Raw genomic sequence first — 13,182 nt, 5'->3', positions numbered from 1 at the left:
TTTGCCTCACTTGATTTGTCTGCATGACATTATCATGCCTGTGATCAGGCAAAAGCGCCGCGCAGCGTTGGACACGCATTTTCGCGATTGCTAGCATGAACGAAATCAAGCTGTTCGTGGCAGCAAGAGCGGCAAATCCCAGGGTGTTTTCGATGGCAGGTTTGCGGTGAGCGACAAGAGCAAAGGCCTGTTCGGGACCGCGCTTGACGAACTCGGCGGCGTGCTGGCGCGCGTTGACGAGCGCCGGATCGATGCTGCCTGCAAGATGCTGGCCGGCGCCAGGCAGATCGTCGTCTATGGCTGTGGCCGCGAGGGTTTGCAGGTCAGGGGCTTTGCCATGCGGCTCTACCATCTTGGCCTGCCGGTCGCCGTGGTCGGCGACATGACCACGCCGCCCCTGGGGCCAGGCGATGTCTTCCTGGTCAGTTCCGGACCCGGAGAAACCTCGACCGTGCTGACCCTCATGCAGGTCGCGAACGATGCAGGCGCGACCAACCTGCTGCTGACGGCCCAGGACGATGGCAGCGCGGCAAAGCGCGCCGATTTCACGCTGCTCATTCCAGCGCAGACCATGGCCAGCGACCAGGGAGCGCGGAAGACGTCGGTGCTGCCGATGGGCTCGGTCTTTGAAGGCGCATTGTTCCTGCTGTTCGAGGTGATGGTGCTGAAGCTCAAGGATTTGACCGGCGCGTCGCCGGACGCCATGCGCGCCCGCCACACAAACATGGAATAGATCATGCGCTACGAACTGATGCTGCCTCACCAGATCCGCAGGGCGATCGCCGAGAACTGGCCGGTCGCCCTCCCGCTTGGCGTGCTCGAATACCATGGCGAGCACATGGCCGTCGGCATGGACACGCTGGCCGTCATCAAGACCCTGGAGCTATTCGAAAAGGAGAGGGACGTCGTCATCCTGCCACCCTTCTACTACGGTTCTGCGAGCTACGCTGTGGCGCCGCCGGAGGGCAGCGGCTCGGTGCAGGTCGGCGGCAATGCGCTGGCGCCGTTCGGCGAGGAGCTGTTCTACAGCCTGCTGCGCATAGGTTTTCGCAACATCCACGCCATCATCCACCACCAGACCGAGAATTTCACCGCCGGCATGCCGACCGATCTGGCGTTCAAGACCGCCGGCCGCCAGGCGATCTTCCGCTTTCTCGAGAAGGAACGCGGCGAAGGCTGGTGGGGCTCCGAGGCGATGGCCGACTACTATGCCGAGCACGCCGAGGGCGCCAATTTCTTCAACTGGGTGCAGGTGCATCCGCTGATGTCGGCTGATATGAATGGCAAGTACCCGTTCGATCATGCCGGCATTTGCGAGACGTCGCTGATGCTGGCGCTATGCCCGGAGGCTGTCGATACCAACCACTTCGAAGACAATACCGGCTGGTATACGGCGAGTGCCAAGGATGCTTCGGCGGAGCTCGGAGAAAAGGGCGTCGCAATGATCATGGATCACCTGCGCACGATCCTGAGACGCTAGCAGACAAAGCCGCTATGCAGCGATCCTTCACACCCCCCTCTGTCCTGCCGGACATCTCCCCCGCAAGGGGGGAGATTGGATGCCGCCAAGACTTTCGCCAATCGCCAATGTCGGAAGGCTGGCGGAACGCATGAGCTGCCGATCTCCCTCCTTGCGGGGGAGATGGCCGGTAGGCCAGAGGGGGGTGCTGCCCCGCCGAGGTCGAAAATTTACAGATCAGGGGCGCGAGGCCGCCCCCTCCCGCTCTACTTCACCGCTCCCGCGGTCATGCCCATGATCAGATAGCGCTCGAGCGCTATGCCGATGACAGCGAGAGGCGCGATGGCCGCCGTCGCAAGCGCCGCCATCGACCACCAGTTGATGCCTTGCGAGCCGGTCTGGCTCGCCACCATGACGGGGATGGTCTTGGCATCGGTCGAGGTCAAAAGGGCGGCGAAGAAATATTCATTCCAGCACAGCACCATCGCCAGGATGAAGGCGGCGACCATGCCGGGCAGCGCGATCGGCATGACGATGCGGAAGAAGGCTCCCCAGATCGACAACCCGTCAACGAGCGCTGCTTCCTCGAGCTCGACCGGGATGGAGTTGAACTGGTCGCGCATGATCCAGATGACGATCGGCAGCACCATCAGCGTGTAGAGCAGGATCAGCCCGACGCGCGTGTCGAGCAGGCCGACTTCACGGTAGAGCACCAGGAAGGGCAGAGCCAGCACCACCGGAGGCAGGATCAGCTGCGACAGGAAGAAGAACGAGATGTCCTCGTTCTTGAACCAGGCGAAATGGTAGCGATAGCGGGTGAGCCCGTAGGCGGCGAGGCTGCCGATGACGATGGCCAGGCTCGATGCGCCGACCGAGGTGATCACCGAATTCATGAAGCGCTTGAGGAACTCCTCGCGCACCGTCGAGGTCTGGAAGATCGAGTCCGGCGACAGGCCGAGCGAGCGCCAGCCCTTCCAGTCCGGCTGGAAGTCGACGAAGGGGATCAGATGGCCTTGGGTGACGTCGACCGCGGTCTTGAACGAGGTCGTGATCGTCCAATAGATCGGGAACAGGCAGACGAACGCCCAGAAGGCCAGCGCCGCATAGATGAAGAAGCGGCTGGCGAGGAAGCTCGCCGGCGAGCGGATCTCCGAGGCTACATATTCGGTGGTCAGTACGCTCATCTTGCTTCAATTCACCCGATCTTGCTTCAATTGATCCGCCCTGCTTCAATTCACATTGCGCACGAAGCGGTTGGCAAATTTCAACAGCCACGTGACGAATACGATGATGATCACCAGATAGGCCATCGCCAGCATGGTTCCGTAGCCGACATTCGAGCGGTCGCGGTATTCGCGATAGATGAAGCTCGACACGGAATCGGTAGCGCCGCCCGGGCCGCCCGATGTCACCGTGATGATGATGTCGGCAAGCTTCAGCTTGAAGATGATGCGCAGGATCACCGCCGTCACCGACACCGGCAGCATCAGCGGGAAGGTGACCTGCCAGAAGGTCTGCCACACATTGGCGCCGTCCACGCGGGCGGCTTCGAGCACCTCGCGCGACATCGCCTGCAGCCCGGCCAGCAGCATGATCATCATGAACGGAATGAACGTCCAGGCATCCAGCACCATGATTGCGATGCGCGCGATGATCGGGTCGCTGAAGAAGGCTGGATTCTCCCAGCCGAGATGGCGCGCCAGCGTCGCTGCCGGTCCGAAGCGGTATTCCATCAGCGATTTGCCGATCATCCACGACACCGCGACCGGCGACAGCATCAAGGGCAAGAGGAAGACGACGCGGAAGAATTTGCGCGCCCGGATCTGCGCGTTGAGCAACAGCGCCAGGCCGAAGGCAATGACATATTCGACCGCCACCGCCAGCACATAGAGCACCATGTTGAACAGCGCATTGCGGTAATAGGGATCGCCCAGCATCTGCCAGAAATTGGCGAGCCCGTTGAACTTGCGGCCAGAGAAGGAACTGAGATTCCAGTCGGTGAGCGCGATGTAGAAACCGAACAGCGTCGGGAAGATCACCATGGCGATGGTGAACAGCAGCGCCGGCAGCAGGAACAGCGCACGCTGGCCGTCTTCGCCGCGCGTCAGCACCTGGCCGATGCCGATAGCCACGCCCCACAGCACATAGGCGTAGACGACCGGGCGCCAGGTTTCGAAGCCGACGGTGTCGGCTTCGGTCTTGTACAGGATCTCCAGCGCGATCACCGCCAGCAGACCGAGAGTTGCAGCAGCCATCAAAGCCCAGCCCAGGCGTTTGCGGCTCGGTGAAATCAGATCGTAAGGGGCGGCGTCTGCCGGCCACGCATTGGTGGGCAAAGTCTGGTTAGCCACGCGTCCCGTCCGTTCACAGAAGGCCCTTTGCCGGCCGTCAGGTCCGGCGGCTTTGCGCCGCCGAACCACGGTTTATAAGCCAGCCTACATGCCGAGCGAGGCCTTGTAGAGCTTGATCTGGTTGTCGCGGCCGATCTGATCGGTCAGCTTCTCCCAGGCCGCCGCAATGGCGTCGGCGCCTTCCTGCGCCTTCATCTTGCCGGCGAAGGTGTTGGCCAGGATGTCCTCGGCGGCGCTGTAGTATTGGAAGATGCCGGGGATGCGCGGCTCGATCGCCGCATTCGGATGGTTGTAGCTGTCGGCCTCCGACTTGAGGTAGGAGGTGATGAACGCCTCGTCGTAGCCGGCCGCCACCCATTCCGGAATGTCGAAATGGGAATTGCGGTACGGCTGGAAGCCCGATGGATATGCGGCGCACCAGAGCGACAGGTCCTTGCCGCCGAGATGGGCTGCCGCAGACCAGGCTGCCTTTTTCTTCTTCTCGTCACTGTCGACGCGGGCCATGACATAGACGCCCCAGCCGAGATAGGCGCAGTTCGGCGCATAGTTAGGGCCGCTGGCCAGTTTGTCCCACTTGCCAGTTTTGGAATTGTAGACATCGTCGGAGCCTGGCAGGATCGAGAAGCCTGTGACATCGCCGACGACCGACGAATCGTTAGTTTTCGCATTCGAGCCCGCGTCTCCCCACCAAGCTAGCATCGAACCGGTGCCGCCCAGGAATTGGGAGAAACAGGTCTGGTTCGGGTCGGCATTGATTTGATCTTGCGGCTCGGAAGGCAGCGCATCGATCACGTCCTGGATCGCGCGCACCCAAGCCGGGTTGTTGACGCGCGGTTTCATGGTATCCGGATCGAATAGCCACGCCTTGTCATCCGGATGCTTGGCATAGGCGGAGGCGCGGCTGCCGAGGAAATAGAAGCCGAAGCCGCCCCAGGGCTTGGGCGCGTCGAGGTAGCCGTAGACGTCCTGGCCCTTCATCTGCTTGCCCTTGAGGAACTTGGTCACTACCTGCACCTGCTGCCAGGTCTTCGGCACGCCCCATTCCGTCAGGCCTGCCTTGTCGCCGCTATCGGCTTTCCAGGCTGCTGCCAGATCAGAGTCGGAGAACACGTCGGTGCGGTAGTTGAAGTTGTGCGCGTCTCCGTCGACGGTAACGCGATACTGCTTGCCGTTCCAGGTGCCGACCGGCGGCTTCAGATAGGCCACCAGATCATCCATATCGATCTGCTTCCTGACCCAGTCGGGCATCTCGGAAGTGAGGCCCTTGCCGCAGACATCGCCTTCGAAAGGCGCGCCCATCTCGACGATATCAAAGTCGATTGTGTTCGTGGCGATAGCCTGCTGCAGGCGCGGATTGTAGTCAGCCTGCGCCAGGTCGATCCAGTTGATCTTGGCCCCGGTATAGGCCTCCCACGGCTTCAGGAAGCCGCGGAACAGCACATTGTGCAGGTTCTGGTTGTTGAGGCCCATGAAGGAGAGCTCGACGCCGGCGAATTCGCCTTCCTTGACGTTGGCCTTGGTGGCTTCGAGGCAAAGCTCGCCGACCTTCTGGAAGTCGGCATCGGTCGGCTGACCCTTGCCGACGCCGGGGATCTGCAGGATTTTGGAGCGAAGTTCGCTTGCAGCGGAAGCCGGGCGCGTCAAGGCGCCGAGCCCTGCACCAGATGCCGCTGCGATTGCGGCCATGCTGGCCGCACCCTTCAATATGTCGCGCCTTGTGGCGCCGGCACGAACCAGTTTCTCGTAAAGATCCGTTCTCATTGCCTGTTCCTCCCAGAATTCAGTGTGAATAAGTGACCAACTGTCGGACGCTGGAGCGCCAACGATGCTCCCGTTCGGAAACGAATTAGGCAGGACCCCACCCTGCGGCGATTAAAGTTCCGATTGCGGATCGGGTACCGACATTTTGACCAGCAGCTGCCACTATTCTCGCAACCAAACGCCGTGTCAACGAGAACGGGTTTACCTGTATCAGACTGACTTGCCCTGACCGGTCGCGTTGGTTAGCTTCTGCGCCTACGGCTAATGGAGCCGGCGGGGGAGATATGGCGCAAGTCGCGATCAGCAAGGTGGCCAAGGCATTCGGAACCGTCAAGGTTCTGCACGAAGTCAGCGTCGACATCTCAGACGGGCAGTTCGTGGTTCTGGTGGGGCCTTCGGGTTGCGGCAAGTCCACGCTGCTCAGGATGGTTGCCGGGCTGGAGACGGTCTCCGGCGGCACGATCGCCATCGGCGACCGGATCGTCAACCATCTGCCGCCGGCCAAGCGCGACATCGCCATGGTGTTCCAGAACTATGCGCTTTATCCGCACAAGACGGTCGAGCAGAACATGGCCTTTGCGCTCAAGCTGCGGAAAACCGATCCGGCCGTGGTCGCCGAGCGGGTCAAGCGCGCCGCCGACATCCTCGACCTCAATCCCTACCTGAAGCGCTATCCGCGCCAGCTCTCCGGCGGGCAGCGCCAGCGCGTGGCGATGGGGCGCGCCATTGTGCGAAATCCCCAAGTGTTCCTGTTCGACGAGCCGCTCTCCAATCTGGACGCCAAGCTGCGCGTACAGATGCGCACCGAGATCAAGGAACTCCACCAGCGGCTGAAGACCACCACCATCTACGTCACCCATGACCAGATCGAGGCCATGACCATGGCCGACAAAATCGTCGTCATGCGCGACGGCCGCATCGAGCAGGTCGGCGCGCCGCTGGAACTGTTCGACCGACCGGCCAACCTGTTTGTCGCCGGATTCATCGGCTCGCCTTCGATGAACCTGCTCAAGGGCGTCATGCGCAAGGGTGCGAAGCCAGGTGTCGATATTGCGGGCACGCTGTTCCCGGTTGCATCGGACAATGCCGCACAGGACGGCCAGGCCATTGTCTATGGCGTGCGCCCGGAACACCTCGAAATCCATCCCGATGGCGTGCCGGCGAAGATTTCGGTGGTTGAGCCGACCGGCTCTGAAACGCTGGTCTTCCTGCGCTTCGGCGAAGGCGAGATGGTGGCGCTGTTTCGCGAGCGCCACGACTTCAAGCCGGGCGACACGCTCACGCTGAAGCCGCGGCTCGACCAGATCCATCTTTTCGACGCCGAGACCGGCAAGCGTCTCTGATCTCAATCGGACTTCACGAGGAATATCATGCTCAAAGGCATCAACCCGCTGCTCAATGCCGACGTGCTGCAGGCATTGCGGGCAATGGGGCATGGCGATGATCTGATCATCGCCGACACCAATTTTCCGTCCGATTCGGTGGCGCGCCAGACCGCGCTCGGCCGCCTTCTGCGCATCGATGCGTCGGCCGCGGAGGTCGCAAAGGCGGTGCTGTCGCTCTACCCGCTGGACACGTTCGTCGACGACTCCGCCGCGCGCATGGAGATCGTCGGCAAGCCAGACGAGATTCCCGCTGTGCAGAACGAGGTACAAAAGGAAATCGACGCGGCCGAGGGCAAGTCGTGGCCGATGGTAGCGGTTGAGCGCTATGCCTTCTACGAGCGCGCCAAGCAGGCCTATTGCGTCATCCAGACCGGCGAGCGCCGCTTCTATGGCTGCTTCGCCTTCCGCAAGGGCGTCGTGCCTCCGGATGCGGAGTAGCGGCGTGGCTTCGGGCAAGCCTGTCGTCATATTGGGTGTGTTCGTCGCCGACACCGCCTACAGGGCACTGCGGCAGCCGCGCATGGGCGAAACGATCCTCGGGACATCCTTCACGCTGGGGCCGGGCGGCAAGGGCTCAAACCAGGCGGTTGCCGCCGGCAAGCTTGGCGCCGATGTCACCTTCCTCACCCGCCTCGGCGTCGACCCCTTCGCCGACATGGCCAGGCAGACCTGGGCGCAGGCGGGCGTCAAGAATGCCGTCATCGACACACCGGAAAGCTATACCGGTGCCGCCTACATCTTCGTCGAGGAGACGACCGGCAACAATGCCATCATCGTCAGCCCCGGTGCCGCCATGCTGATCTCGCCAGCCGACATCGAAGCCAATGCCGGGCTCATCCGTAGTGCCGGCGTCTTCGTCACCCAGCTCGAACAGCCGATCGAAGCAGCTATGCGAGCGCTGGAGATCGCACGTGGGGCAGGGGTGACGACGATCCTCAACCCGGCCCCGGCGGCAAAACTTCCCGACCGCATCTATGCGTTGTGTGACTATTTCACGCCCAACGAGACCGAGACGGAGGAATTGACCGGGATGAAGGTGTCCTCCGTCGACGAGGCGCGAGCCGCCGCGGACAGGCTGCTCGAAATGGGTGTCGGCACAGTCATCGTCACGCTGGGTGACAAGGGCGCGCTTTTACACTCGAAGGGCCGCTCCGACCATATTCCCACCGTCAGTGCGGGACCGGTGATCGAAACAACCGGGGCGGGCGACGCCTTCAATGGCGGCCTGGCCGCGGCACTTTCGCGAGGCGTGGAGCCGTTTCAAGCCGTGCGCTTCGCCTGCGCCGTCGCCGGAATTTCAGTGACGCGACCAGGGACCGCGCCGTCGATGCCGACGCTTCAGGAGGTCGAGGCGCTGCTGGCGAGGGGATAAGGTTAGGGCTGCTCGGATTGCAAGGCTGGGCACGCGACCGCCAACCGATGTTCTTCAGCTTCATTCCTGACAACGAAGGCCGTGATCAGGCTCGCAATCGCTGTAGAGGCCGGGCCGTTTAGGCCATGCCCGCTGCCTCACGGTGGCGGGCTTCTGTCAACGCGACACGGTGCTGACAACGAACGATTTCAAGGTTGCCCTCGGGTGCTCCGGTGGCAGGACAGCTCCGCGGAGTGTCATTATATTAGCACTAAACGATATATTAACAGCCGTGATGCAGCCTTTCCACATCACGGGGGAAAACACGTCCTCGTCGACGTTTCCGGTGGGACGGTCGACCAATGCGGAGCAAACGCATGAGTGTCGGAGCAGCTCTCGAACAATTGCTGCGGTTGATTCATCGCCGAGCCATGAAATTAGCGGCGATGCCGGAGGATGAAAGGGATTCACACTACGATCTCATCCGCCTGTCATGTTGCGCAGCCGCCGAACGCATTGGCCAAAGTCCCGACAAGGCCGCCATTACGGCAAATGATATGGTTGAATTTGTTCGCGCACTGGTCGGAATCATCGAGGTAGGCTGCGGGTCAGACCAAAGGCCAAGTGACGATCGACCGGCCGCATCATCGGCACGGCATTTTGGCAGCCGGGAGAATGGCGCTGCGCGCATCTAGGGGGGGCGCGCTTCAAGCGGCAGCAGTCGTCCGCGAATTCTTCGCAGCCTGCTACATGGTCCGATTGCCTGACAAGGCCGAAGCCTACTTAGCGCGAAAACCATTTAACTATCAGTAAGTTAAATGGCGCGAGTGACGGGGCTCGAACCCGCGACCTCCGGCGTGACAGGCCGGCACTCTAACCAACTGAGCTACACCCGCGCATGGCGAACACGTGTCAGCCGTGTTCGTCGTTGGGGCGCTGGATAAGGGGTTCGCCACCGGGTGTCAAGCGTGACGGCACAGCATAACAGCAAACAGGAGAAGGTTTTTTGACAGCCGGCCTTTTGTTGGCAAAACCGGTATCCAACCAGAGCGCTCTGCGCTCATTTGGCCTTGCGAAGCCGATCCCGACCGCTTAAAGGTCCGGCCCGGAGCGGGCGATTAGCTCAGTTGGTAGAGCGCTTCGTTTACACCGAAGATGTCGGCGGTTCGAGCCCGTCATCGCCCACCATATGCAAATTTCAGGGCAATTGGCCTGTCACGCCCCCAGCGGCCTCGATGCGTGAGAAGCCAGCGCACCTTCCGACAGGATTGCAGCATCGTTTGATGGAACTCTTTCGGCAATGCTCTTGTCGGCTGATGCCGTCGCGGTACTTCTCCTGAAGGGGTGAATGCTGCGCTGTCAACAGGAGCCGACCATGAAACACCAGACGCTTCACGAGCTGCGAACAATCGCAGACGTCAATCCCTTGGCGCAAAGCGCCATCATGACCAGAACGCAAAGGATCGAACGTTGGGCAGAGCTCCTCGAGCGGCAACCCGCGCGATGCCTTGGAGCACTGACCGGCACCGAACATCTGCATCCGAAAGTCCGCGCGGAAACGCGAACGGCGGGGTCGGCGATCACCGTTGCGTTCGAGGATCCGCTGCTGCGTGCCGCGGGTCTCCAGGGTGATAGCTACGGGGAAGCAAAACGTTTCTTCAAGCTGAGCGATGGGCAACTGCACGACATCGTCTGCAGCTGCCATATCGGGGCAACGATGCAAGCCAGCTGGGCTGCCGCCAGGGTGCGCAAGACCATCCGTGGAAGCAGGCTGATGGCCTGGCTGCGGAACGTGCTGGTACACTGAAGCCGCTTTGCACAAGCATCTAAACGGTGCGGTGATTGTCGACGGATGTTTCAGCGACATTACGGCGCACCGGCCAGCGCAGGCCGCTCATGCGCCGTTGAAGGACTTCGACGAAGCAAAGCGCTGCTTTCGCTGTAAGCAGTAAGCGTCATTTTGGCCTTCGCATCACCTTCCACTAAGGCGATATGAGCGGGCGCACCTCGCCACTGAAGAGAGCCCGAGCAAGACCAGGGGAGCACGTCACCTGATCCGTCGCCCGCGGCAGACGTGAAAAAGAACGCCGAAGAGATTGCCGAAAATGCCGGGCCAGCCTCATCCTGGAGAATTCTTCGACGGTGCTCGGTCGCCCGGGAACTTGTCTCCGGCAGGTGGGTTATCGAGTGCCTCGCACTTTTGCGGAGGCTGCTACCAACCCAGCGGGAGACGATTATGGCAACCACGAAGAAAACAACGAAAGCGGCAAGGAAGGGTCTTGAGGACCTATTCCTCGATGGACTGAAGGATCTCTATTATGCCGAGAAGAAGATACTGAGGACCCTGCCCAAGATGGCCAGAGCGGCGGAATCGGAAGAAGTGACCGCCGCCTTCGAGAAACACCGGATGGAAACGGAAGGCCATGTGGATCGCCTCGAGGAAGTGTTCGAGAAAATCGGCAGGTCGGCACGCGGCAAGACCTGTCCTGCCATCGACGGCATTGTCGAAGAGGGCTCGGAAGTGCTGGAGGAATATGAAGGCGCGCCCGCACTTGACGCCGGACTGGTTGCAGCCGCGCAGGCAGTCGAGCACTACGAGATTGCTCGATACGGCACTCTGATTGCCTGGGCCGAACAGATGGGTAAGAGAGACGTCGCGGACTTGCTCAATGCCACTCTTAAGGAAGAGATGGCGACCGACGAAGCGCTTTCCAGGCTGGGCGAGGGGGGTGTCAACGAGCGCGCTCTGCAGCAAGCTGCGTAGCCCGATTGCGATCGGCGGAATCCCTGCGACGCGTCGGGCTTCCGCCGTCTTATCTCTTCTCTCGGAAGTTGGTCGGCGTTCGTTGTCACGCCGACCACGGCGCGGGCCCCGCCCTGAGGGACAGACTGGGTCGCTGCGCTATATGCGCCCGAGGAGAGCCAGGATGATGATGATAATCAACACCAGTCCAAGCCCACCGCCGCCGTAATAGCCGGTGCCATAGAACGGCCCGCCGCCTAGGCCGCTGAGGCCGCCGAGCAAGGCAAGTACCAGTATGATGATGAGAATAATTCCGAGGATGCTCATGTCCTCTCCATTTTGCCAACGCGTGCGTTCGCCGCGTATTTTGATGAAGATGACTATGGAACGCGCAGCAAGCCGTCCTGTTCCCAGCGGCGGCCCGAACACGCGATTGATATAGGCGGGAACAATCAGCCTGCAGAGCGCTGGAGAGAAAGCAGCGAGAGGGCGAGAGCCACGAAACCGCCCAGCTTTATGGCGGCGACAGCCACGGAGCAGCGTATCAGACTGGGCTTGATTATGGATATCAGCGTGGAAAGGCCCGCCATGCCTTCGGCGCGGCGGGCATGTGTCCCCGTCAGGTCAGGATAAGGACGATCTTCAGCGTATTCGGGTCGACGATCACGATGCGGCCATCGGCCAGCACGAAGTACTCGTAGCCCTCATAGGCTGGGACAATCTTGACGATACGGGCAGGCAGACGATGCAGCCGAACCTTTTTCCTGGGAATCTCAACGCCTACGCTGATGTCGAAGGTCACATTCGACACCGGTTCGACCCTGGTCTCATGGATCACGTTGACGATCTGCGTCTTCTGTTCGACCGTCACGTTGTTGATGGACGCGGTCGAGGTGTTGTCCTGGGTCGAGGTTTTGCCTTGGGCCTGCTGATTGGTGGTCATGCCGGCTTTGCCCTGCGCCTGCTGGTTGGTCTGGGTCGACGCCTTGCCTTGGGCCTGCTGGTTGGTGGTCATGCCGGCTTTGCCCTGCGCCTGCTNGGGTCGACGCCTTGCCTTGGGCCTGCTGGTTGGTGGTCATGCCGGCTTTGCCCTGCGCCTGCTCGTTGGTCTGGGTCGAAGCCTTGCCCTGGACCTGTTCGCCCTTCTTCGAGCCCTTCTTGCAATTGGGCATTCCAGCTGTGCAGTTGGTGCCGGCCTGATCCTGCGCCTGCTGCTCGGTGGTTGCGCCAGCCTTGCCCTGGGCCTGCTGCTCGGTAGCGCCGGGCTTGCCCTGGGCCTGCTGCTCAGTCTTCGCATTGGCCTTGCCCTGGGTCTGCTCTTCGGTCTTGACCTTGCCCTGCGCCCGCTGGCCCATATTGGAACCCTTCTGACATTTGGCGGTACCCATCGTGCATTTGGTATCGCCGCCCGACTGGTTGTCCACAGGTTGCTGCGTCTGGGCGAGTGCCGCCCCGCAACTGACGCCAAGCGCCAGCATGCTGGTGATCAGAACGCGTTTCATGGGAATTCTCCTTGAACGTGTGAGTCCCTTCGCGGGGTAGAACTCTGACCCAAAAACTTTGTTCCCGGTCTGTTAGCGGGCGGTTCGGAGGAACAAGCCGCATCCGATGGCGTTTACGACCAGGCAGCCCGGGCTGCGGGCGGCAACGATGTGACGCAGCCGAGAGGTGGCCAGCTTTCACAGGAGACCATCCAGCTTTCAAAGGAGACCATCATGAGATTGCATCTTACCAGTGTTGCGGCGGGCTTCCTGCTGCTGGCGGGCGTTGGCGCGGCGGCTGCTCAGGATGTGGTGATTCAACCCGAGCAGGAAACGGTCATCAAGGAGTATGTGAGGAAGCAGCCTCTGGCTTCAGTTAACCTGCCCGGCGTCGAGCTCAACATCGGTTCCGCCTTGCCCGATACCGTCGAACTGCACGAGATACCCAACGTCCAATACCGCTATGTCGTCGTCGACAATCAGACGCTGCTGGTAGATCCGAGCACCCGCAAGGTGGTCAAGGTGATTCAGTGATCGGCGATCAATTCGGACGGGGGCGCTGCACGGAATTCCGACCCGCCTTTTTCCGTAGCAGAGGCGGTGAGGGTACCCTCGTCGCCTTTCGCTACTGTTCGAACCGAGGACCAGGAA

15 protein-coding genes and 2 tRNA genes are annotated in these 13,182 nt (G+C 61.3%); 11 read left to right on the top strand and 6 right to left on the bottom strand.

Going from position 1 to position 13,182, the window contains the following annotated elements; genetic code table 11:
• The first annotated feature begins 166 nt into the window (after positions 1 to 166).
• On the top strand, positions 167 to 733 hold the full coding sequence (locus tag X744_RS154260) for an SIS domain-containing protein (RefSeq protein ID WP_023759836.1): 567 nt from the start codon (positions 167 to 169) through the stop codon (positions 731 to 733).
• Between the two features lie 3 nt (positions 734 to 736).
• Positions 737 to 1,480, top strand: coding sequence for a creatininase family protein (locus X744_RS154265; protein WP_023759835.1), 744 nt, complete (start codon positions 737 to 739; stop codon positions 1,478 to 1,480).
• A gap of 245 nt (positions 1,481 to 1,725) precedes the next feature.
• On the opposite strand, the gene X744_RS154270 is transcribed toward X744_RS154265, so the two are convergent.
• The 3 genes from X744_RS154270 to X744_RS154280 form a co-directional block, all read right to left on the bottom strand.
• Positions 1,726 to 2,643 carry a carbohydrate ABC transporter permease gene (locus tag X744_RS154270; protein WP_023759834.1) on the bottom strand — a complete coding sequence of 306 codons (918 nt, stop codon included), beginning with the start codon at positions 2,641 to 2,643 and terminating at the stop codon, positions 1,726 to 1,728.
• A gap of 45 nt (positions 2,644 to 2,688) precedes the next feature.
• Complete coding sequence (locus X744_RS154275) at positions 2,689 to 3,810, bottom strand: sugar ABC transporter permease (RefSeq protein WP_031260347.1); 1,122 nt, start codon at positions 3,808 to 3,810, stop codon at positions 2,689 to 2,691.
• 84 nt (positions 3,811 to 3,894) lie between these two features.
• Complete coding sequence (locus X744_RS154280; protein ID WP_023759832.1) at positions 3,895 to 5,571, bottom strand: sugar ABC transporter substrate-binding protein; 1,677 nt, start codon at positions 5,569 to 5,571, stop codon at positions 3,895 to 3,897.
• A gap of 284 nt (positions 5,572 to 5,855) precedes the next feature.
• Between X744_RS154280 and ugpC the strand changes: the two genes are divergently transcribed.
• From ugpC to X744_RS154300, 4 genes are all read left to right on the top strand, one after another.
• Complete coding sequence (ugpC, locus tag X744_RS154285) at positions 5,856 to 6,914, top strand: sn-glycerol-3-phosphate ABC transporter ATP-binding protein UgpC (RefSeq protein WP_023759831.1); 1,059 nt, start codon at positions 5,856 to 5,858, stop codon at positions 6,912 to 6,914.
• Positions 6,915 to 6,941: 27 nt separating this feature from the next.
• Positions 6,942 to 7,394 carry an RbsD/FucU family protein gene (locus tag X744_RS154290; RefSeq protein ID WP_023759830.1) on the top strand — a complete coding sequence of 151 codons (453 nt, stop codon included), beginning with the start codon at positions 6,942 to 6,944 and terminating at the stop codon, positions 7,392 to 7,394.
• A 4-nt stretch (positions 7,395 to 7,398) separates the two neighbouring features.
• Positions 7,399 to 8,328, top strand: coding sequence for a ribokinase (gene rbsK / locus X744_RS154295; RefSeq protein WP_023759829.1), 930 nt, complete (start codon positions 7,399 to 7,401; stop codon positions 8,326 to 8,328).
• A 356-nt stretch (positions 8,329 to 8,684) separates the two neighbouring features.
• Positions 8,685 to 9,002, top strand: coding sequence for a hypothetical protein (locus tag X744_RS154300; protein ID WP_156938560.1), 318 nt, complete (start codon positions 8,685 to 8,687; stop codon positions 9,000 to 9,002).
• Between the two features lie 124 nt (positions 9,003 to 9,126).
• On the opposite strand, the gene X744_RS154305 is transcribed toward X744_RS154300, so the two are convergent.
• Positions 9,127 to 9,203: transfer RNA gene (locus tag X744_RS154305), tRNA-Asp, on the bottom strand.
• Positions 9,204 to 9,419: 216 nt separating this feature from the next.
• Between X744_RS154305 and X744_RS154310 the strand changes: the two genes are divergently transcribed.
• The 3 genes from X744_RS154310 to X744_RS154320 all read left to right on the top strand — a co-directional run bounded on the left by X744_RS154310 (position 9,420) and on the right by X744_RS154320 (position 11,071).
• Positions 9,420 to 9,495, top strand: a tRNA-Val gene (locus tag X744_RS154310).
• 187 nt (positions 9,496 to 9,682) lie between these two features.
• Entirely contained in the window at positions 9,683 to 10,114 is a 432-nt protein-coding gene (locus X744_RS154315) for a hypothetical protein (protein ID WP_023759827.1), read from the top strand.
• A 429-nt stretch (positions 10,115 to 10,543) separates the two neighbouring features.
• Positions 10,544 to 11,071, top strand: coding sequence for a ferritin-like domain-containing protein (locus X744_RS154320; RefSeq protein ID WP_023759826.1), 528 nt, complete (start codon positions 10,544 to 10,546; stop codon positions 11,069 to 11,071).
• Positions 11,072 to 11,209: 138 nt separating this feature from the next.
• On the opposite strand, the gene X744_RS1000000172105 is transcribed toward X744_RS154320, so the two are convergent.
• Together X744_RS1000000172105 and X744_RS1000000175180 are read right to left on the bottom strand one after the other, a co-directional pair.
• Complete coding sequence (locus X744_RS1000000172105; RefSeq protein WP_023759825.1) at positions 11,210 to 11,377, bottom strand: DUF3309 family protein; 168 nt, start codon at positions 11,375 to 11,377, stop codon at positions 11,210 to 11,212.
• A gap of 292 nt (positions 11,378 to 11,669) precedes the next feature.
• Positions 11,670 to 12,065 (bottom strand): DUF1236 domain-containing protein, encoded by a 396-nt coding sequence (locus X744_RS1000000175180; protein ID WP_245266657.1) that lies wholly within the window; start codon positions 12,063 to 12,065, stop codon positions 11,670 to 11,672.
• A gap of 40 nt (positions 12,066 to 12,105) precedes the next feature.
• Here X744_RS1000000175180 and X744_RS1000000175175 point away from each other — a divergent pair, with 40 nt between their 5' ends.
• Both X744_RS1000000175175 and X744_RS154325 read left to right on the top strand, forming a co-directional pair.
• On the top strand, positions 12,106 to 12,567 hold the full coding sequence (locus X744_RS1000000175175) for a hypothetical protein (protein ID WP_245266655.1): 462 nt from the start codon (positions 12,106 to 12,108) through the stop codon (positions 12,565 to 12,567).
• Positions 12,568 to 12,765: 198 nt separating this feature from the next.
• On the top strand, positions 12,766 to 13,065 hold the full coding sequence (locus tag X744_RS154325; RefSeq protein ID WP_023759824.1) for a DUF1236 domain-containing protein: 300 nt from the start codon (positions 12,766 to 12,768) through the stop codon (positions 13,063 to 13,065).
• The last annotated feature ends 117 nt before the right edge of the window (positions 13,066 to 13,182 follow it).

The organism is Mesorhizobium sp. LNHC252B00 (assembly GCF_000502955.1).
Taxonomy (GTDB): domain Bacteria; phylum Pseudomonadota; class Alphaproteobacteria; order Rhizobiales; family Rhizobiaceae; genus Mesorhizobium.
This window is presented reverse-complemented; position numbering and strand designations above follow the sequence as displayed.

Bases quoted from the DNA above. Each gene is read 5' to 3' on its own strand.
- X744_RS154325 (WP_023759824.1), top strand. From the start codon at position 12,766: ATGAGATTGCATCTTACCAGTGTTGCGGCGGGCTTCCTGCTGCTGGCG.
- X744_RS1000000175180 (WP_245266657.1), bottom strand. From the start codon at position 12,065: ATGACCACCAACCAGCAGGCCCAAGGCAAGGCGTCGACCCAGACCAAC.
- X744_RS154300 (WP_156938560.1), top strand. From the start codon at position 8,685: ATGAGTGTCGGAGCAGCTCTCGAACAATTGCTGCGGTTGATTCATCGC.
- X744_RS154315 (WP_023759827.1), top strand. From the start codon at position 9,683: ATGAAACACCAGACGCTTCACGAGCTGCGAACAATCGCAGACGTCAAT.
- X744_RS154280 (WP_023759832.1), bottom strand. From the start codon at position 5,571: ATGAGAACGGATCTTTACGAGAAACTGGTTCGTGCCGGCGCCACAAGG.
- X744_RS154290 (WP_023759830.1), top strand. From the start codon at position 6,942: ATGCTCAAAGGCATCAACCCGCTGCTCAATGCCGACGTGCTGCAGGCA.
- ugpC (WP_023759831.1), top strand. From the start codon at position 5,856: ATGGCGCAAGTCGCGATCAGCAAGGTGGCCAAGGCATTCGGAACCGTC.
- X744_RS154265 (WP_023759835.1), top strand. From the start codon at position 737: ATGCGCTACGAACTGATGCTGCCTCACCAGATCCGCAGGGCGATCGCC.
- X744_RS1000000172105 (WP_023759825.1), bottom strand. From the start codon at position 11,377: ATGAGCATCCTCGGAATTATTCTCATCATCATACTGGTACTTGCCTTG.
- X744_RS154320 (WP_023759826.1), top strand. From the start codon at position 10,544: ATGGCAACCACGAAGAAAACAACGAAAGCGGCAAGGAAGGGTCTTGAG.
- X744_RS154270 (WP_023759834.1), bottom strand. From the start codon at position 2,643: ATGAGCGTACTGACCACCGAATATGTAGCCTCGGAGATCCGCTCGCCG.